This window comes from Fimbriimonas ginsengisoli Gsoil 348 (assembly GCF_000724625.1).
GTDB classification, from domain to species: Bacteria; Armatimonadota; Fimbriimonadia; order Fimbriimonadales; family Fimbriimonadaceae; genus Fimbriimonas; species Fimbriimonas ginsengisoli.
Window position 1 is genome coordinate 1,736,718 of the sequence record NZ_CP007139.1, and the last position, 17,588, is coordinate 1,754,305.

Here is a 17,588-nt window from a genome sequence, read left to right on the forward strand (position 1 = left end):
TTCATCTTCGCAGACGGGACGCCTGCTCCACGTCCAGCACGATCCATCCAGTTAACGGCTCTACGTTGATTCCCCCCTCCGCCGCCGGCGACCAAGTCGCCCGGCGGGTTCGCTCGCCGGTCTTCGCGTCGCAGACATAAACCCGCAGACCGGTGGACGGCCGCACCGAAAGGTGTACCGGCAATCGCTCCCCTTCGATCGGGTCTACGTTCACCCTCAGCACTCCTCCAGTGGTGGACTCCGCCTGAGCAACCGCGCGGCCGTGCCACGTCGACCGATCCGTAAACCGGTAACCACCTTTGACGATCGTGGTCACCACTCGTTTGGCGTCGTCGTCCCACACCTTCTCGGCTTGTCCCCACGGCCCCTTTGCGATCCAGCCGAAGCGGGGGATCGTGTAGCTTCCCTCTAAGAACTTCGTCGATCCGAAGTTGACCACCACCCGAGTCCCATCGGACCACCGGGTCTCCTGTACGTCGCGGTCCGGGGTTAGAAAGCGGTGGGAAACCATTTCCTTATCCGCCAATGCCTCATGGATCTTCGCCGTATTGCGATAGCTCGTCATGAATTTGCCGCGGTCTTTGAACCACGATCCGGTCCCTGGGTCGCTTACCATGAAGCCCGCCGCGACTCCGTAAAGCACGCTCGCCGCGTCTTTTTTCTCCTGGATCCAGTCATTGGGAATCCCGACCGTCACGTCGTTCACGTCCCACGGGTACCACATGGTGATCGCGCTATCGTGGTAGACGAGCTGCCATAGCGGAACCCGGTAGGTGTGCCCGACGCTTCCCCAGGTGCGGTAGTACCGCCACTGCTCGTTATCCCCTTCCGAGGTTGGAAAGGTGACGTCCGGCCAGGGCCATTGCGCACTGACGATCCCGTAGAAGATGCTCGTATACGGGACCTCCCACCACTTCCCGTGCTCCGCGGCGGGAATCACCTCCAGATCGGTCACGTACTTCAGAAAGTCGCGGACCGCCCCGCTCCACTCCCTCCGCCCGAGCGGGTGCTTCGGATCGTAGCATTCCTCCAGCGAGCCGCCGCCGAGCGGTCCGTCGTCCACTCCCAGGTAGTCGGCGGTGATCTGGTCGAAGTAGATCGCCGTCGTCGGCGTCTTCGCCAGCCTCTTGGGAATGATCTCTTTCCCCACGGTTTTGTAGAAGCTTGGGCACTGAATCCACCAATCTCCCTCGCCGCGCGGCTTGCCGTCGGCCGCTACCGCCACGTGTTCGAGCGTGTCGTAATACCCGCGCCCGCTCGTCCCTGAGAGGTACGGATGATCGGGGCTCACCGGGTGTGAGGAGAGGTAGTAATCGTAATCCTCGGTGATGTATCCAAGCGCGTTGGCCGCCTTCACGGCGTCGCCGTGCGCGCTCCAGTCTTGGACGTGGTGTACGCATCGGTCCACTCCAAGCGCCTTCATTTCCCGATCCGAAACGAGCTGATTGAAATCCCAAAGCCCGGGCGCGCCGTACAGCTTCGGGATGTTCTTGTTGCTTCGCGCCTTGGTAGATAACTTCCCGAGCTCGGTGCGGGCGCGAAACGCCTTCGCCATATCGACATAACCCCCCTTGGCCGTGAAGTGGTATGTGACGGCCCGAGCGTAGCCGAGCGATCCTTTTTCCGCCTCCCACCTCACCCACGGCGCTCTTTGGCCGTCCGTTTTCAGACACTTGAGAGTCGCATCGAACGGGGTATCGACCATGAGGGAGTATCCGCGGCCACTCCGGAGATCGACGACCCCCACCCATGGCATATCGAGGGCGTTCACGTGGATGTGATCAAGGTTGTAAAGCGGCCACTTGTCCAGATCGGTTGGATAGAGGTGACCGTCGTTGTAGTCGGCAACGGTGAGAAAGCTCCCCGGTTCGGGCTGAAAGGGGGCGAAGAAGTCGAACGGTTCGATCTTCGCCTGAGGATCGTCTGCCTGGATGGAAACGGTCAAATTTCGAGACCGTGGCGGAAGCGTGAACTCCACCTGAGCCTTGAGGCCGGCAGACTTAAAACGTAAGTTGCCGCCGCTCTGAGAAACTGGTCCGGTGAGCGGAATCCGTGCCCCTTTCGCCTGACGCCAAACCTGCCCCGTCCCCTTATCGAGCACCGCCATCTCTCCGCTCGAGGGATCGACTTCCACTCGCAATTCGGAATTCTCTAGCCGAGCCACCGTACCCACCGATAACCCGAGCGCAACCATCCAAAGCGATCCAGCCATGTCCGTGGGGTTTACCCCGGCAGCCTCAAGAGGGCTTTGTCACGACCATGACTGGAGAGAGGCAATCCGGTGCGCTCCCCCAACAATATGGGCGCCGACAAGCTGGGTTTCTACGTCCCTTGTCTGATTTCACCGTAGCCCGGGGATGAAGGTCATTGACAAATTATGTTTACAATTCCTTTGTCTTGTTTCACCCGTAGCCCGGGGATAAATCCCCGGGCTACGGGTGAAACAAAACTATTCTTGATGACCCTGTTGTTGAGCGCCAAAACTCAATCTCTACTCCTAAACGGGTTCGTACGGCTGAAGGTGGGAAGCGATGACTCGGCGGAGGGCGTCGTGCACGGAGGGGTCGTAGGGGACCGAGCCGCGGACGTCGGCGGGAATCGACATCGGAGGGATGGTGGCGTAGGCCGGGTCTTCGGTCGCGTAGCGGGGGAAGATGTGGGCGTGGAGGAACGGGTCGAGGTTGCCGTAGATCGAGTAGTTAATCCGGACGGCGTCGGTGGAGGCGAGGACCGCGTCGCCCAACTTCGCCATGTCGTCGAGGAACGCCGTGCGATGCTCGCCTTGTAGGTCGTTCAGCTTCTCGACAAGCGGAAACGCGAGGAGAAGGCAGTAACCGGGCAGGAATTGCGAGTCGCCCATGACGGCGTAGCCGCTCTTCATTCGGGCGATCTCCAGGGGGTTCTCTCCGGCTTCCAGGGCGGCGAGCCGTTCGGCAGGTGTTAGATTTGGCATCGTAGCTGTTATGATGCCCTCAGCAATGGCGGCAGCGGTTTCAGCGGAGAAGCAATCGGGGCATCGGAGCGGTTTTATCGCCGCGTGGTTAGGGTGGGCGTTCGACGGACTGGATGGGATGCTGTATCCCTTGGTCGCGGTTCCGTTCGTGATGGAGCTCCTGGGGCCGGGAGCGACCGTTCCGCAGGCGGCGGCGAAAGCGGGTCTGATTCAGGCGATTTTTCTCGTTGGCTGGGCGATCGGCGGGCTCGTATTCGGCCGGATCGGAGATGCGCTTGGCCGCTCGCGAACGTTGACGCTCACGATCGTGACTTACGCCGCGTTCACCGGACTTTCCTTCTTCGCCCACGAGTGGTGGCATTTGGCGGTGTTTCGCTTCTTGGCCGCCCTCGGAATCGGCGGAGAGTGGGCGGCGGGGTCGGCGCTGGTCTCCGAGACACTGCCCGCGCGCTACCGCCCCTGGGGGAGCGCGATGCTGCAGACCGGCTACATGATCGGCATCATCTTGGCCGCGCTCACCGTCGGATCGTTTGCCGGCTTCCATTCTTATCGTTACGTGTTCCTCGTCGGCGTTCTCCCGGCGGTCGTCACGATCTGGATTCGGCGCTCGGTCCCGGAGCCGGAGGAGTGGGCAGGCGAGCGGACCGCCCGGAAGATGCCGAAGATTTCCGACTTGTTCGGGCCGGAAGTTCGGAAGGCGACGTTGTTTACGCTCGCCGTTGCCAGCCTCGCCCTCACTTGCTCGTGGACCCTTATCTACTTCTCCACCCAGGTGCTGCGCGGCCTGCCCGAGGTAAAGGCGATGGCCAAACCCGCGGTGGACGATCTTGTCCGTAGCGTGACGATCGCGTACTCGATCTGGAATATCGTGGGCAACTTCCTCGCCGCGGCGATGGCCCGCTACATCGGATACCGTCGCGCGTTTATCGTCATGGCGGCGGGCGGCTTGGTCGCCTATGTGGTCGGATTCGCGCATCCGCGCCCGCTCGACGAATTCAAGATCTGGATGAACCTGTCCGCGGTCTTCGGGCTCGGTCTCTTCGCGTTGTTCCCGCTGTACCTGCCACCGCTCTTTCCGACCCTGTTGCGAACCACCGGGGCCGGGTTCGGCTATAACTTCGGCCGAATCGTTGCCGCCGCCGGAACCCTGTACCTGGCGATGTCCACCGCGGGGGCGGTGAGCCCGCACCAGGCGATCTACCTATCGGGCCTGCTGTTCATTCCGATCATCCTCCTGGCATTCTTCATGCCGGTACTGAAGGAAGGAACTTAAGAAGACTTGGAGATTCGGAGGTTGTTGACCACCGAGTCGACGCCTCGGATCTCCTTAACCGCTTCTTCGACTCGCTTCTTCTCGGCCGCGTCGTGGACGTGCCCGCCGAGGGTCACAACGCCGTTTCTGGCTTCGATGTGAAGGCCGCTCACATCGACCCCTTTGCGCTGGAGAAGGGCGGCATTGATTCGGGCGACGAGTTGGGCATTGCCCAGCGCCCGGCCACCGGTCTCCGCGACCTTGCCGACGTCGCGCTTCAGGTCGTTCGCGTCCTGCGAATTGCAAGCGACGACCGCCATCGCGGTGGCCAATAGGATCGCCAAATGCTTCATGTGTGTTACTGAAGCTTACGCTGGTCTCAGCGTTCCGTTTCAGCTTATCGAAGGGTGGCGTACGGTTCGTCGCAGTCAGGGTCGCCCATCAGCCACTCGAGGGCATCGGTGCCGACGAGCACGGAACGCGGCTCCGGTCCATCTTGGAACTCGAATAGGTAGCCGATGCGGGTGGCGACGCCGTTGCTGACGATCCGGTAATGCACATGGGCACCCTCCGCGATGGGGAGCGCCTGGCCCGACATTCGAATCCGCTTTAGCGTGGTCGAGTCGAGGCTCGCATTGAGTACCGGCTCGCCCCGCAACCGCCCGATCTTCATCGTCATAACGCCGGGTCTGCCGGTCGGTTTCGTTTCGAATTCATAGCGACAACCAGGTTGTTCAGCGGGGTAGATACGCGAGGCCATGTCCGAAATCATTGGAGCCCCCATTTGAACCTAGAGACCCACTTTTCCGCCTGGGACATTTGCCTGGGTCTTCGTTCCCTAAAAACTGGCGAGGCGCCGGCCGGCTGGCGTAATCCCATACGCCGAAGGCGTTTCGAACAGAAGCGAAGGGTTGCCCCGCGTAGCGAGGGCTACCCTGGTAAAGGCCGGCCAACCTTGCCTACCCCGTAGGCGCTTGTCCTTACCCACATCTTCGGCACACGCCCGGAGCCGGGACGAAGCTTCGTCAGGGGGAACCCTCCCTCGCCAAGGCGGGGGAGGGCAGGGAGGGGGTGGACCATTCCTGTCACAAGTCCATTAAATAGAAGCCCTTTAACTACCCGCAACTGACCATTCAAAGGACTTCGGACGTGTTGAGTGCTCCCCCACCCTGCCCTCCCCCTCAGGTGCGAGGGAGAGGGTTCCACCGAGCGAAGCGTTTGTTCCCGAATCCCGGTATGTGGTCTTCTCCTTGGGGACCGAAGGAATTCCCCCCGCGCGCCGCTACATCGAAACCCAAGAGGAGCATCATCGGGCCGTGTCATTCCAGGACGAGTACCGAGAGTTGTTACAGGGACACGGCCTCGAGTGGGACGAGAGATATGTCTGGGATTGACCTGTATCCACAACCCCTTCGGGGTAGAACCGACCCCACCTCTGACCAGGGTAGGCGCGCCGCGCCAACCCTTCGCTACTATTCGGAACGCCTTTGGCGTAGGGTCGGAGCCCAAGATGTTTATGGCTGGACAACCTCTATCCGTATGGCGCTCCAGTCGAACTGCACTGAGTCGCAGACAGCGATCGTGTTACGCATAAGGTCGTCAGCGCTGAAGTGGCTTTCCATGGCCAGTTCACCGAACTTCATCGGCTCCCGCATCGTAGACCCTTCTTCGGCGAGGAAGAAGCCTTTACTTCGGCCGATTCGGTAGGGGATCGGCGGAGGACTGCCGGCGTTAACGAGTCGGCTGATGATCTCACGGGCGACTGCTTTCCAGGTGGTGACCTCAAGTTCGTCTCCGGGACTAAAAATCAGGCGGACAGGCTTGGTACCCCGGTGAGTTGCGGTGAGCCCGACCACCTTCGTTGGCCGGATCTGCGTTGTTGCCTCGACGAGTTTCGGCTCCGGTGCCTCCGCTGGTTCTCTATCTTTCGTTTGCTTGATTGGCGCGAGGGCTCGTTGCCCAAAGTAAGCGGCAATGTCGGAAGATTTAACGGATTGCATCCCCGGCATCTTTTGTACGGCTCGCGTCACTGCCTTTACGACTTCGCTGTCTTTCTGGGTAAGTTGGCCCTCCAGCACACTTCTAAGTTGAGTCGCGACAACGCTCCGCTCAATGGCTCCACTTAGAACGTTTGCTTTTGATAGGGCTTCAAGAAGGTCTGTGAATTCGCTTTCGTCTTTGATCGAAGCTTCAGCCACCAGACGATCCTCGTTGGATACATTGGGAATCTGGTCGTCGTAAAGACGCCATTCGCGACCGTTGGTTAGGACGACCCAGCGCTTACCCTGTCGGTGAGCGTAATTGATGGCTTGGTCAACATCACGGGGGTGCAACCGTTCCTTCCAACTTTTGGCTTCCAAGAACCATGTGTGCGCGGATTCTGGAAGGAGGGTGTAGTCGGGAAACTTACCCGCGGCGTCAGGCGAGCGCGAACAGATGTCGCGACGCGAGTACCCCATACTTTTGAGGAGCGGAAGAATGACATGGTCGCAGGTGTTTGATTCATTCTCAGGAGCCCCGAGTGTTGCGTTTTCTTCCTTTATCTCTGCGAGTTCGCGCTGGATATCTTGCCTGTTCATTAGGATCGTATTGAAGTATAGGAGGAATGAGAGCCCTTGTATCCATGATGTAGAGCGACGATTCTCGCTCGAACTGGCGATAGAGTGGAACTCCAGCAGGCAAGAGTTAGAGGTTTGGCGGGACCCCTCTCGCATTGCCAGTTGAATTGCCACGGTAATCGCTTCTGTCCAAAACGTCCGCGGCATAAAGTTGAGTTGCCCGCGAGAGAAAACCTTTACTGTTACAAGCCTTCGCGTAGCAGGAGCCTAGCCGTTGGGATCGTCGATCAACTGCTTGAGCCGACCGGCAAGGGAAGCCGGCAGACGGTCCAGCCAAGACTCGTCGATCAAGCCGACTTGCAGCATGTCTCTTAAGTGCGTACGGTCCTTGTCTCGCCAAGCTGTAAGCTTAATCTCGACCAAGGGCAACAGGCCGATGACGGGAGTGCCGTTTAGTAGGACGACCTCTCCCAGGTCGGGATTGGGCGCCATGTTGTCCGGCCGCACAAACTCGTTTGCAAACACGAGATGCACCGCGTCACTAGCCCGCGCGTTTTCGTCGTCAAGGAAAATGTCCATCTGGGCGACGTGCCGGTAAACAAACCCCACGGATTCGAGCACCTCCCGCATGCGATCCAAGTCGCCTCGCCGCACCATCACGTCCAAGTTGCGGGTGTTTCGTACCGCGCCCTCGTCGACCGTTGCAACCCAGGCCGCGACCGCATTGCCGCCCACGATGGCAAAGGGGATTCCGGCCGCCTGCAGAGCGGAGGAAGCCCGCTCAAGTCGCTGGCGGACCTTGAGGACGGCGTCTTCCATGCGGGTCCAAACGTTCACATTACTTCGTGCCGGTCGCGGCTTCGAAGCCGCTGAGGAAGTCGTCGCCCATTAGCTTCTTCACGATCGAGAGCTGGTTGACCGCGTACTTGCGGGCTCGCGGCGGGATGTAGCGGGTGTCGATCGGTTCGTAGCTGAACTTGGGACCGCCGGCCGTCCAGTCGGCGAGGGTGGTTCGGAGCCAGTTGGTGTCGTCCCGAGCCGGGGTGTCCATCTTGAAGTGGGCGCCGCGCGACTCGTCGCGGGCGATGGCGCCGCCCACGATCGCCTTCGACTGCTCAATCATGTTGACCACCGCGCGGGCGAACGGAACGGCTTGGTTGTTCCAGCCCGAGTCGTCGATCATGTCGCACTGGTGAGCGCGAGCCGCCAGCTCGTCGAGCTTCGCTTGGGCCGAAATAAGGTCTTTCTGCACGCGCCAGATGCCGCAGTTGTTCCACATCACCTCGGCCAGTTCGGCATGGAGCCGGTAAGGGTTCTCGCTTCCGTTGCTCGACTTGAGGTGGTCGTACTCGGCCTGGCGCTGCTTGCGCGCATCTTCCAGCATCGATCCCGAGGCGTCCTCGGAAGCCCCCTGAAGCGGGAGGTTCTGCATGTACGCCTGGATTCCCTGGGCGGCGATTTCCCCGCCGACGAGGCAGCTCAAGAGGGCGTTCGCACCGAGGCGGTTGGCGCCGTGGTACTGATACTCGCACTCGCCCGCCGCGTACAGACCGGGCACGTTGGTCATCTGGTTCCGAGCGGAGTCGACGTCCCACGAGCCGTCGCCGTTCATTTCGTAGTCGACCCAAAGGCCGCCCATGGTGTAGTGGACGGCGGGGTAGATCCGCATCGGGTTCGCGATCGGGTCCTCGCGCATGAACTTCTCGTAGATCTCGAGAACCCCTTCCAACTTGTCGTTGATCTGCTCGCGAGTGTAGGGACCGCCGCGGCTCTCGTGGAGTTGGGTGATGTCGAGGTACGCCTGCTGCTGGCCCCGGACCCCCTTGCCCATACGGCAGACGCAGTAGATGATGAAGCTGACGATGTCACGGGAGAGGAGATTGCCGTACTTGGGGTCCATCTCCTCGCACACGTACCAGCGGTCCGGTTCCGGGATGTCGGCGGCGTTCCTCGTGTCCATCGGGTTGCGCGGCACCCAGACCCGGCCCCCTTCGCCGCGGACCGACTCCGAGATGAGCCGGCACTTGTCTTCGCCGGGAATCGCGGTCGGGTGGATTTGCACCATCTCGGGGTTGCCGTAATGCACCCCCTGCTGATAACAGATCGAAACCGGCGCGCCGGTGTTGATGATCGAGTTGGTGCTGCGGCCGAAGATCAGGCCGTTGCCGCCGGTCGCGATGACGGCCGCGTCGCATGCGAACGCCTCGATCGACATCGTCCGCAGATTCTGCGCGGTGATGCCGCGGCAGGCGCCGTTGGAGTCCTTCACGATGCCGAGGAACTCCCATCCCTCGTACTTCTCCACCTGGCCGGTGGATTCCCAGCGGCGGACCTGCTCATCGAGCGCGTAAAGAAGCTGCTGGCCGGTCGTCGCGCCCGCGTAGGCGGTGCGGTGCTTGAGGGTGCCGCCGAACCGGCGGAACGAGAGGAGCCCTTCCGACGTGCGGTTGAACGGCACGCCCATCCGGTCGAGAAGGTAAATGATCGCGGGCGCCCGCTCGGCCATCCGCATGACCGGGGGCTGGTGGTTAAGGAAGTCGCCTCCTGTGATCGTGTCTTCGAAGTGGAGGTAGGGAGAGTCGCCCTCGCCGCGCAGGTTCACCGCGCCGTTGATGCCGCCTTGGGCGCACACCGAGTGCGACCGCTTTACCGGCACCAGGCTAAAGAGCTTGACCTTGTGCCCGGCTTCCGCCAACTTCATAGTGGCCATCAGCCCGGCAAGACCACCCCCGACGACGACGACCGTACGCTGCGCTGCCATATCGTATTCGCCAGTTTACGCTCCGCAGCCGTTTCTATGCCGGGATCAACCGAGCGTGGTCAGCCAAGGGAGCGCACGGAGCTTGGAGTCCGCCGTTGCAAGCGGAACCCGCAAGTGATAAGCAGTTGCCGCGATGAACCGGTCTGCGGGATCTTCGTGAGCGAAGGGGAGAGTCCGGGAGAGCAGCGCGATTTCTAAATCCAGGGGGATGACACGCATTGGAACCTGGCTCAGCCAGGACCGCACGGTTACTTCGGGCGAGAGAGAGGAAACGATCCGCCCACGTTGAATCGCTAGCAACGCTTCCCATATACTGACGGACGAAAGGGCAACGGTCCCCTTGAGCCTTTCAATCTCTCTCGCCAATTCGGGAGGCAAACGAGAGTCTCCTTTATGGAACCAAATCCACATGTGGGTATCTAGAACCACTCCTTCTCCACGCCCCATTCCTCAGGACTGAGAAGCGGTTCCACGATGTCCCCTACGATTTGAAATTGATCCCGGAACTGTCCCGGTTTGTAAGAAGCCTCACTAGCCGCCGGTGTGACTGTTGCGAACGGCTTTCCCCGCTTTGTGAGCTCTATCGGTTCACCAGTTTTTTTTGACTCCTCCAGAAGCCGGAGGCAGTGCGCCTTGAACTCCGTCACTGAAATCGTCTTCATATGGTCATTTTACATGACTATTCGTCAGGGGCTGTAACATATGACCGGTCATACTGACTGGTATGAGAACGATCACGGCAACCGAATTCAAAGCGAAGTGCCTGGAGATCTTGGATCACGTTCCTCAGGAGGGAATCAAGGTGACCAAGCGCGGCAAACCCGTGGCGCGGATCTACCCTGAGAACAACGGCATCATGGATCTTTGCGGATCGGCGCCGGGAATTTACGTAGGAGGCGACATCCTTAGCACGGGCGAGAAGTGGGATGCTGAATCTTGATACGAACATTCTGACCGACGCCGTGCACCGGCCGCCTTCGCTCACGCGGGATGCAAAGCCTAGAGCGTCCACCGTGGTTCCGCTTGCGCTACGGTAGCAGTCTCCGCGGGCCAACAAGTCGCCGCTACGGACGGCTAAACTGCCTTCATGGATGCTGCCGAACTGCTTCTCCGCCACCTTTCGCTCGTGGGACGGGCCGCTACCGCGGAGGAGTTGGAGATCTATGCCGCCGACGTCGTGGCGGAATTCCCGTACGCGCCGGAGGATCACACGCGAAGGCTAGAAGGACCGGCAGCGATCGCTCAGTTCCTCGAGAACATTGGGAAGTTCGCCGAAGGGTTCCGCCTCGGAGACCCGGCGATCCACCCCACCGCCGACGGCTGCATCGCGGAATACCATGGCGACGCGGTGTTCAAGTCCACCGGCCGCCCGTACTCGCAGGACTACATCTCGGTCATCCGAGTGGAGAGCGGTCGAATCGCCGGCATTCGCGAATACTACGATCCACTTAGAGTGTTGCGCGCGATGGGCGAGATTGATTAGGCGACCATCACACGCTGATCGCTCAAGGTTGGAACGATTCTAATGTCCGACGAATCGAGGGCCATACCGACTCGCAAATTCCATAAGCATTGAAGGTCACTGGCTGCTCGCTCCACGCTTCTTTACTCGATGGAAGATCACGCCGTAGAAAGTGGGCAGCACTCCGAGACCGGCAATATTCGACACTTCTGGATACTTTCTCACCTCCGCCATCGAACCCATTTTTGCAGATCCTTGATCGCCGGTTACGAAGCGCTCATCCGAATCTCAGCAAGAATTTGCCTTGGGATAGCAATTGCGGTTTGTTATCATGGACTCGATGGCACAACACATCGAGGTGCAGGTGCTCGACCGACATGGGCAACCTGTCAATAATGAGCGGGTCTCTATTTTCGCGACCCATATCGCCGCGACGGGCGGGATTCCGGATCAGTGGACCGATACCGCCGGGGTGGCCCGATTCGACTTGGAGATCGAGGCAACCGAAGAAGTCATTCTCTACGTGAAGGGACGCGAGCGAGTCCCCCGGGCCCCTCTCAAACCCCAGTACCGAGTCGTTACCTAGGCAGGATCGGGCGACCACCATTCGAGCAAATTGCCGTCCGGGTCATAGAAGTAGTACGACTTGGCGGACATCCACTCGAAATAAGTAGGGCCGTATACCGTCACGCCCCTCTCCCGCACGTGGGCGACCGCCTCCTCTAACCGGTCCCGGGTGACTTCGAAGGCGTAATGGAGCCGGCCAAAGCGCCCGCCTTCCGGTAGCGGCGAGTGCTCCTCGAAGAGCAGTTTGCCCCGCCGCAAGGCAACCCGCGGGGACGCTTCGGGAGGGCCGGACCAAAACCATGCCCAATCTTCGCTTGCTGGCGACATCGGGGTCAGGCCGACCACGTCTCTATAGAATGCCGCGGCTTTCGTCACATCGTCGACGATGAGGACGATTTCGGCGATGCCTTGGCTGAACATGCAAGTTATCGGACTTTGCCGCCGCCGGTCTTCTTCGGGTCGCCGCCCCCGGTTTTGGGCGGGTCGACTTTCTTGGGCGGATCGGTCGGCGGCGGAGTCGTGCCGCCATCCTTGGTCTCGTCGTCGAAGGTGGTGAAGGTGCCGACGAACCCGGAGCCAGTGAACGAATCGTCGTCTTCGACGGTGGAGACCTCCATCCAGTCGGAGGAGACGTTGTCACCCACGGAGTCCTTCATGCGAGTATCTTTCAGCGCCTTGGTGCTCACCATCTTGAGGAGCTCTTTCTCTCCGTCGTAGTAGGCCACGTTCGTCCAGAGGTGACGCCAGCGCCCTTCCGGCAGCTCTTGCCGACCCTGCGGCGAGCCGGTGATGACGGCGCGGCGGGCGCCCTTGCCGTACCAATACTCGATCTTTGCCGAGACCATGACGGTGGGGAAGTCGCGAATCGTCTTGGTATCTCTAACCTGCTCGATCTGCTTCTTCTCGGCCTCGGTCGGCTTCTTCTTGGGTGGTTCGGGCTTCACCTGATCCGGGTTGAGCGGCTGGAAGGCGGGAAGCGGCTCGACCTTCGGTTTGCCGTCTTGATCCTTCTTCGGCTTGACGTACATCAACACGTTGCCGATCATTTCGATCCGCTTCTCTTTCCGGTAGACCACGCATTGGTCGGCAACCAAGTCCGCTTTGGCCGAGAAATATTGGACTCTGCCGGTAGCGGTCAGCACGTCGGTCTTGCGGTCGTGGACGACTTTCGGAGCGATCAGGATCACCTCGTCGTCGGCCGCGATCGCATTGGTGTAGGTAGCGATTTGCTGGTTCTTGCCGGAATAGGAAATCGTCTGACCTTGAATCTCCCATGTCCTCGGCTTGCTCTGGTCCTCCTGCCCTTGGAGGTCCAACGCCAGCGCGCCTTTCCAATACACCGGCCCCGCCGTGAACGCCTCGGAATCGATACGGTAGTCGATATTCTTTGCCCGGATCGCGCCACCCTTGAGTTTTCCGCTCACGTCGCCCCGCACGAGCAGGGAGCTGACCAATCCGTTGTATTCGAACGCGTTTGAAGAAAGGTCGAGCTCTTTGTTGCGGACGCGCACGCCGCCATCCGCCTTTAGCTGCTTGAGGACGTCGATGAATTTGGCGTGGTGGGCGGTGTATTGAAAGGTCCCTTCTTTGCCGCGGTACACCGCGTCCCGGATTCCAGAAAGCTCGAACGTATGCCGGTCCGCGGCGAGATCCACGTGGTCGCATTTGGCGTAAGTGACGAGCCCGTTTTTGTCGAAGTGCTTGATCTGCACCCCCTGCATCCGCATCATCGTGCCCGACTCCACGAAATCTTGGTTCTTGAGCGATCCGAGCGGGTCCGATCCGGCAAACTCGCGCATATACCGGACGGTGGCCGGGGTTACGGCGATCAGCCCCGCGAGCAAGATCAGGTTTCGGGCGAGCCGGAGATTGGGTGAGAGGGGACGTGCCATGGACTTCGTTTCTAGGAGGTTACTACGCCTAAGTTTGATCCCTCACATCGAATCAACACCGTATCGAAAATCCTCGTTCCATTGGCACAGGCCGACTACTTGCGCGCGGAGACTTGGCGTGAGGGGGTGACGAACAGAAAGTTCGGCCCCGAAAGCTGCACGTCTTGCATCCGGGCTTCCCGCAGAACGTCTGCGTAGAAGCCAACGGAACCGATGTCGACGATGAGCACTTTGCCCCCGGGCTTGAGAACTCGCACCGCTTCGAGCAGCGCCTGCCTGCGCTGTTCCTTCTGGGGCAGATTGTGGATGGCCCAACTCGATACCACGCAGTCGAAGCTGTCCGGTTCGAACGGCAGCTCGAGCATGTTGCCGGTGTGGAGCTCGACCCGTTCTTCCACCCGCTCGGCGCGGGCGTTGTACAGCGTCTCTTTGCGATCATTTCCCGACTGGTCGACCTTACGCCACAGGTCCACCCCGACTGCGCGACCGCTTTTCAGCTTCTTCGCCACCCCGATGAGAAGCAGCCCGCGGCCGCAACCGATGTCGAGCACCCGCTCGCTGCCGGTCAGTCCTAAGCTCTCCACGAGCCGGTCGCGCATCGCGATCTTGCCGAACCTGCTTCCTGACCACATCACCGCCGCCGTACCCGCCATCGAAATGCCGGCCCAGAGAAACGGCGCGAAGAAACCGCTCCGCGATCCTAGGAAGATAGCGAGTACGATCAGCACCCCGCCAATCGCCGCGAGGTTCCGCACAACCACGGGCGCGTCGATGCCGTAATTCGGTTTCATGGCAAATTGAGGACGCGTCACCCCCGGCCATCGTTGCGCGTATCATGCCTCTGATGGTTCGCCGAGCACTGGTCGAGAAGGCTCCCGAGGTAATCGAGGGGTTTCGCATGCGGGGCACCGAAGTGTCGCGGTTGGAAGCATTCGCCGACTGCGTTTTCGGTTTCGGCATCACCCTGCTGGTCGTCAACATCGACACGCCGAAAGACTTCGCCCACCTGATGATCGCGATGCGCGGCTTGGTTGCGTTCGGTCTGTGCTTCGCCGTCTTTTACGGCGTTTGGTCTCGACACTACACCTACTGCCGCCGTTACGGTCTGGAAGACGCACCGGTGAGGTTCTTGACCGTCGTGATGCTCTTCGTTGTTTTGGCTTATCTGTACCCACTTCGCTTTCTAACCTTGGTGTTCGTAACCGGGGTGCTCGGGATCAAGAACGTGGGGTGGACTCCCGCCGTGGGGAACGACATCAATGCAAATTTGGGAAACCTTTTCATTGTCTATGGGGTGGGAGTTGCCGCGATACAACTGGTCTTCAGCGCTCTCTATGGGCACGCTTACCAGCAACGAGACAAGCTCAAGCTAGACGAGATCGAGATTCTCGATACTCGCTGGTGGACGCGTGAGCAACTGGCTTATCTGCTTATTCCCCTCCTCTCCATCTCCATCGTGGAATTTCTGCCGTACCGAATGATCGGCTTGGCAGGCTGGATTTATTTTGGAATGGGGTTCATCGGTTGGATCCATGGATCGATGCACGGTAAGCGCCACCGCGCATTGGTCGAAAAAATGGAAGCCGAAGGTCGGCTCTCGGAAGACCAGTTGTCCACCGAAAACGACCTCGTCGAAGTACCTCCCCCGGCGTAGGGTCAGGTTCTTTGGGAGTGCGCGAAGCCCTTCGCGCTTTCCCCCCCGCGCGGAGCGCGCTCGGCCACCGGCTAGGAGGCTACATAGCGCTATCATGAACCCAATGTTTCGTTTGCGGATTGCCCTTGCCGCTTTGGCTGCCGTTACGTGTGCCTACGGTCAGACTCGGCCTCACAACTTCGACCTGCTCGACGTGCGGTGGTCGGTCTCGCTCGATGAACCGACTTCCTCACTCGTCGGCGACGTGACCAACACGCTTCGGCCGACCGCGGGAGCGGCGTCCATCCAGCTCGACTTCGGCCGGCTCGAGGTCGACAGCGTGACCGTGGACGGCGTCGCCGCCACGTTCGACCACACCGCGCCGCTGCTCACGATTACCCTGCCAAAAGCCACGGATGGCGATAAGGCGATGGCGATTCGGGTCCGCTACCACGGCCAGCCGCAATCGGGCGCTTACTTCGTCCCCGCTTCCCGCGCTTTCCCCGCTCATACGCCGGTGGTTTATACGCAGGGTGAGATGGTCGACAACCGATTCTGGATCCCGACCTACGATTATCCGGACGACAAGGCGACGAGCGAAGGGACGATCGACGTCCCCGAGGGTTGGTTCGCGCTAAGCAACGGCAAACTCGTCTCGAAAACCACCAAAAACGGGCGGACCGAGTTCCATTGGAAGATGGATAAGCCGCACGCGACGTATCTGATCTCCTTCTCGGCGGGTCCGTACGACGAGGGTGCGGGAAGCTGGGACGGCATCCCGATCAACTACTACGTTCCGCAGGGGTTGAAGGATCAGGGAGAGGCGGCGTTCGGTTTCACCCCCGATATAGTCCGCTTCTACTCCAAGCTCACCGGGTTCCGCTATCCGTACGCCAAGTACACGCAGTCCGCGGTGCCGGACTTCATGTTCGGCGGCATGGAGAACGTCACCTGCACCACGCAGACGATCAATGCGCTCCATCCGAAGTCGACGGAGCCGATCCAGGACACGCTCGGCCTCGTAGCGCACGAGCTTGCCCACCAGTGGTTCGGCGACACCGTCACCTGCAGTGGCTGGAGCGACGCTTGGATCAACGAGGGGTGGGCCACCTTCTTGCCGCCGTTCTACAACCGCGAAAAGCGGGGGATGGAGGAATTCGACCTTAACCGCTACGACATCTTTCAAGGCGGGCTCGCTGCCCACCGGTCGGCGCCGAATCGTCCCGTGGTTTGGAAGGGATACAAGGACGCTTTGGACATGTTCGACAACTTCATCTATCCGGGTGGGGCGTCGCGCATGTTCATGCTAATGCACGAGGTTGGGGAGCCGGCGTTCTGGAAGGCGACGCAGGCGTACCTGGAGCAGAGAAAGTACACCTCGTTCGACACGCCCGCCTTCTTCGACACCTATTCCGCCAACCTCAAGCGGGATCTCCGGCCATTTATGCGCCAGTGGTTCTACACCGCAGGAGCTCCGAATCTGACCGTATCGATGGAAGGAACGGATCTTGTGGTGACGCAAACGAAGCCGTACTTCACAGCCGACGTCGCGGTGTGGGTGCTGGAAGGGAACGAGTGGACGAAAAAGAAGATGTCGCTATCGGGCGAACGCTCCTATTTAGATCTCGGCGCGCAGGCGGGTCGTCCGGCATTGGTAGATCCCGAGTGTTGGCTAATGGCGAACATCACGAGCAAGCTGCCGATGACCTCCGATGACATCGCGGCGGTCTTTAAGGCGGCCCCCAACGCGGGGGAGCAGGCGCGGATCATGGATACCATGCTTGGCTCGCTGACCAACGATCAGTTACTCGCGCTGGCCAAGACGATCCGAACTCCACAGGTACTTCGACGATTTATCGGATTGCTGAAGGATGGTTCACAGACGTTCCTCCTCGACCTCAGCCGCGGTCCCGATCGAAGCGTGGCGGATACGGCGGTCGACCATCTCGGCGCATTACCGTCTTCCCCAGCGGTGATCGCCCGGTTACACGAAATCGCCGATTCCGACCCAAACGAATCGCTACGGCAGAATGCGTTCAACGTTCTTCTGAGAATGACCAAGGACGCCTCGATGGCGGACCGGGCTTGGGCGATGGACGGATTCCGGGACCAGTACCGTCAGATCGCGCTGAATTGGTGGCGTCAGGTGAACCAGGCCACCGCGCGGGAGAAGGCGCTCGAAGCTCTGGAAAAGGGATATCCGGAGCCGACGCGACAGTTGGCGGTGAGCATCCTCGGCCAGCTCAAAGATAAACCCGGCGAGCACCGGGTGTACGACGCGCTCGCGTCGGTCCTAAAGGAGACATCGTTCGGAGCCCGCAACAACGCGATCTCCGCGCTCGGCAGTTACGGCGACAAAGCCGCCATCCCACTCCTCGAGCCGTTCGAGAAAGCCGAGCTCGTCTTCTTCCGCCGAACCGCCGACGAGGCGCTGCGGAAGCTCAGGGCGAAGTAGCTAGACGTGGCACTGGTTTCTAGCCCGTGTGTATCACGACCATCCTGGTCGTGAA

The 17,588-nt window shown here is 60.4% G+C and carries 18 protein-coding genes and 1 pseudogene; 7 read left to right on the top strand and 12 right to left on the bottom strand.

The genetic code is table 11. The annotated features are described in order from the left end of the window. Position 1 precedes the first annotated feature (1 nt). Entirely contained in the window at positions 2 to 2,212 is a 2,211-nt protein-coding gene (locus OP10G_RS07930) for a glycoside hydrolase (RefSeq protein ID WP_025226424.1), read from the bottom strand. 285 nt (positions 2,213 to 2,497) lie between these two features. Next, positions 2,498 to 2,953, bottom strand: coding sequence for an HIT family protein (locus OP10G_RS07935; RefSeq protein WP_025226423.1), 456 nt, complete (start codon positions 2,951 to 2,953; stop codon positions 2,498 to 2,500). A gap of 25 nt (positions 2,954 to 2,978) precedes the next feature. On the opposite strand from OP10G_RS07935, the gene OP10G_RS07940 reads away from it, so the two are divergent. Continuing rightward, the gene (locus OP10G_RS07940) at positions 2,979 to 4,226 is read left to right on the top strand and encodes an MFS transporter (protein WP_025226422.1); all 1,248 of its coding nucleotides are present in this window, start codon (positions 2,979 to 2,981) and stop codon (positions 4,224 to 4,226) included. Here the strand turns inward: OP10G_RS07940 and OP10G_RS24260 are convergent. Then, the gene (locus tag OP10G_RS24260; RefSeq protein WP_025226421.1) at positions 4,223 to 4,558 is read right to left on the bottom strand and encodes a BON domain-containing protein; all 336 of its coding nucleotides are present in this window, start codon (positions 4,556 to 4,558) and stop codon (positions 4,223 to 4,225) included. The two genes, OP10G_RS07940 and OP10G_RS24260, sit on opposite strands and share 4 nt — an antisense overlap. 44 nt (positions 4,559 to 4,602) lie before the next feature. Next, on the bottom strand, positions 4,603 to 4,884 hold the full coding sequence (locus OP10G_RS07950; protein WP_025226420.1) for a hypothetical protein: 282 nt from the start codon (positions 4,882 to 4,884) through the stop codon (positions 4,603 to 4,605). Positions 4,885 to 5,494: 610 nt separating this feature from the next. On the opposite strand from OP10G_RS07950, the pseudogene OP10G_RS27825 reads away from it, so the two are divergent. Next, positions 5,495 to 5,599 (top strand): annotated as a pseudogene (locus tag OP10G_RS27825) (transposase); the annotation flags it as partial. 120 nt (positions 5,600 to 5,719) lie between these two features. On the opposite strand, the gene OP10G_RS07960 reads toward OP10G_RS27825, so the two are convergent. The 5 genes from OP10G_RS07960 to OP10G_RS07980 all read right to left on the bottom strand — a co-directional run bounded on the left by OP10G_RS07960 (position 5,720) and on the right by OP10G_RS07980 (position 10,186). Further along, a complete protein-coding gene (locus tag OP10G_RS07960) occupies positions 5,720 to 6,784 on the bottom strand; it encodes a type I restriction enzyme HsdR N-terminal domain-containing protein (RefSeq protein ID WP_144241050.1) in 1,065 nt (354 codons plus the stop codon). 246 nt (positions 6,785 to 7,030) lie between these two features. Next, on the bottom strand, positions 7,031 to 7,582 hold the full coding sequence (locus OP10G_RS07965) for a nucleotidyltransferase family protein (RefSeq protein ID WP_025226418.1): 552 nt from the start codon (positions 7,580 to 7,582) through the stop codon (positions 7,031 to 7,033). Positions 7,583 to 7,601: 19 nt separating this feature from the next. Next, positions 7,602 to 9,524 carry a succinate dehydrogenase flavoprotein subunit gene (gene sdhA / locus OP10G_RS07970; RefSeq protein ID WP_025226417.1) on the bottom strand — a complete coding sequence of 641 codons (1,923 nt, stop codon included), beginning with the start codon at positions 9,522 to 9,524 and terminating at the stop codon, positions 7,602 to 7,604. 45 nt (positions 9,525 to 9,569) lie between these two features. Then, positions 9,570 to 9,971: a type II toxin-antitoxin system VapC family toxin gene (locus OP10G_RS27830; protein ID WP_038472791.1), complete on the bottom strand. Its 402-nt coding sequence runs from the start codon at positions 9,969 to 9,971 to the stop codon at positions 9,570 to 9,572. Beyond that, positions 9,944 to 10,186: a type II toxin-antitoxin system Phd/YefM family antitoxin gene (locus OP10G_RS07980; protein ID WP_025226415.1), complete on the bottom strand. Its 243-nt coding sequence runs from the start codon at positions 10,184 to 10,186 to the stop codon at positions 9,944 to 9,946. Before OP10G_RS07980 ends, OP10G_RS27830 begins: the two co-directional genes overlap by 28 nt. A gap of 62 nt (positions 10,187 to 10,248) precedes the next feature. On the opposite strand from OP10G_RS07980, the gene OP10G_RS07985 reads away from it, so the two are divergent. The 3 genes from OP10G_RS07985 (at position 10,249) to OP10G_RS07995 (ending at position 11,572) form a co-directional block, all read left to right on the top strand. Beyond that, the gene (locus OP10G_RS07985) at positions 10,249 to 10,464 is read left to right on the top strand and encodes a type II toxin-antitoxin system Phd/YefM family antitoxin (RefSeq protein WP_025226414.1); all 216 of its coding nucleotides are present in this window, start codon (positions 10,249 to 10,251) and stop codon (positions 10,462 to 10,464) included. Between the two features lie 147 nt (positions 10,465 to 10,611). Next, a complete protein-coding gene (locus OP10G_RS07990) occupies positions 10,612 to 11,007 on the top strand; it encodes a nuclear transport factor 2 family protein (RefSeq protein WP_025226413.1) in 396 nt (131 codons plus the stop codon). Positions 11,008 to 11,326: 319 nt separating this feature from the next. After that, positions 11,327 to 11,572, top strand: a complete 246-nt coding sequence (locus OP10G_RS07995; protein ID WP_144241051.1) for an Ig-like domain-containing protein — start codon at positions 11,327 to 11,329, stop codon at positions 11,570 to 11,572. Here the strand turns inward: OP10G_RS07995 and OP10G_RS08000 are convergent. The 3 genes from OP10G_RS08000 to OP10G_RS08010 form a co-directional block, all read right to left on the bottom strand. Next, the gene (locus OP10G_RS08000) at positions 11,569 to 11,973 is read right to left on the bottom strand and encodes a VOC family protein (RefSeq protein WP_025226411.1); all 405 of its coding nucleotides are present in this window, start codon (positions 11,971 to 11,973) and stop codon (positions 11,569 to 11,571) included. The genes OP10G_RS07995 and OP10G_RS08000 overlap by 4 nt on opposite strands. Positions 11,974 to 11,978: 5 nt before the next feature. Further along, positions 11,979 to 13,445, bottom strand: coding sequence for a hypothetical protein (locus tag OP10G_RS08005; protein ID WP_025226410.1), 1,467 nt, complete (start codon positions 13,443 to 13,445; stop codon positions 11,979 to 11,981). A gap of 95 nt (positions 13,446 to 13,540) precedes the next feature. Then, positions 13,541 to 14,236 carry a class I SAM-dependent methyltransferase gene (locus tag OP10G_RS08010; RefSeq protein WP_025226409.1) on the bottom strand — a complete coding sequence of 232 codons (696 nt, stop codon included), beginning with the start codon at positions 14,234 to 14,236 and terminating at the stop codon, positions 13,541 to 13,543. A 53-nt stretch (positions 14,237 to 14,289) separates the two neighbouring features. Here OP10G_RS08010 and OP10G_RS08015 point away from each other — a divergent pair, with 53 nt between their 5' ends. Continuing rightward, the gene (locus OP10G_RS08015) at positions 14,290 to 15,099 is read left to right on the top strand and encodes a TMEM175 family protein (RefSeq protein WP_025226408.1); all 810 of its coding nucleotides are present in this window, start codon (positions 14,290 to 14,292) and stop codon (positions 15,097 to 15,099) included. 103 nt (positions 15,100 to 15,202) lie between these two features. Continuing rightward, positions 15,203 to 17,533 carry a M1 family aminopeptidase gene (locus tag OP10G_RS08020; protein WP_025226407.1) on the top strand — a complete coding sequence of 777 codons (2,331 nt, stop codon included), beginning with the start codon at positions 15,203 to 15,205 and terminating at the stop codon, positions 17,531 to 17,533. The last annotated feature ends 55 nt before the right edge of the window (positions 17,534 to 17,588 follow it).

Excerpts from the sequence above, each read along its gene's own strand:
- OP10G_RS07930 (WP_025226424.1), bottom strand. The coding sequence starts at position 2,212 with ATGGCTGGATCGCTTTGGATGGTTGCGCTCGGGTTATCGGTGGGTACG.
- OP10G_RS07935 (WP_025226423.1), bottom strand. The coding sequence starts at position 2,953 with ATGCCAAATCTAACACCTGCCGAACGGCTCGCCGCCCTGGAAGCCGGA.
- OP10G_RS07940 (WP_025226422.1), top strand. The coding sequence starts at position 2,979 with ATGGCGGCAGCGGTTTCAGCGGAGAAGCAATCGGGGCATCGGAGCGGT.
- OP10G_RS24260 (WP_025226421.1), bottom strand. The coding sequence starts at position 4,558 with ATGAAGCATTTGGCGATCCTATTGGCCACCGCGATGGCGGTCGTCGCT.
- OP10G_RS07950 (WP_025226420.1), bottom strand. The coding sequence starts at position 4,884 with ATGACGATGAAGATCGGGCGGTTGCGGGGCGAGCCGGTACTCAATGCG.
- OP10G_RS07960 (WP_144241050.1), bottom strand. The coding sequence starts at position 6,784 with ATGAACAGGCAAGATATCCAGCGCGAACTCGCAGAGATAAAGGAAGAA.
- OP10G_RS07965 (WP_025226418.1), bottom strand. The coding sequence starts at position 7,582 with ATGGAAGACGCCGTCCTCAAGGTCCGCCAGCGACTTGAGCGGGCTTCC.
- sdhA (WP_025226417.1), bottom strand. The coding sequence starts at position 9,524 with ATGGCAGCGCAGCGTACGGTCGTCGTCGTCGGGGGTGGTCTTGCCGGG.
- OP10G_RS27830 (WP_038472791.1), bottom strand. The coding sequence starts at position 9,971 with ATGGGGCGTGGAGAAGGAGTGGTTCTAGATACCCACATGTGGATTTGG.
- OP10G_RS07980 (WP_025226415.1), bottom strand. The coding sequence starts at position 10,186 with ATGAAGACGATTTCAGTGACGGAGTTCAAGGCGCACTGCCTCCGGCTT.
- OP10G_RS07985 (WP_025226414.1), top strand. The coding sequence starts at position 10,249 with ATGAGAACGATCACGGCAACCGAATTCAAAGCGAAGTGCCTGGAGATC.
- OP10G_RS07990 (WP_025226413.1), top strand. The coding sequence starts at position 10,612 with ATGGATGCTGCCGAACTGCTTCTCCGCCACCTTTCGCTCGTGGGACGG.
- OP10G_RS07995 (WP_144241051.1), top strand. The coding sequence starts at position 11,327 with ATGGCACAACACATCGAGGTGCAGGTGCTCGACCGACATGGGCAACCT.
- OP10G_RS08000 (WP_025226411.1), bottom strand. The coding sequence starts at position 11,973 with ATGTTCAGCCAAGGCATCGCCGAAATCGTCCTCATCGTCGACGATGTG.
- OP10G_RS08005 (WP_025226410.1), bottom strand. The coding sequence starts at position 13,445 with ATGGCACGTCCCCTCTCACCCAATCTCCGGCTCGCCCGAAACCTGATC.
- OP10G_RS08010 (WP_025226409.1), bottom strand. The coding sequence starts at position 14,236 with ATGAAACCGAATTACGGCATCGACGCGCCCGTGGTTGTGCGGAACCTC.
- OP10G_RS08015 (WP_025226408.1), top strand. The coding sequence starts at position 14,290 with ATGGTTCGCCGAGCACTGGTCGAGAAGGCTCCCGAGGTAATCGAGGGG.
- OP10G_RS08020 (WP_025226407.1), top strand. The coding sequence starts at position 15,203 with ATGTTTCGTTTGCGGATTGCCCTTGCCGCTTTGGCTGCCGTTACGTGT.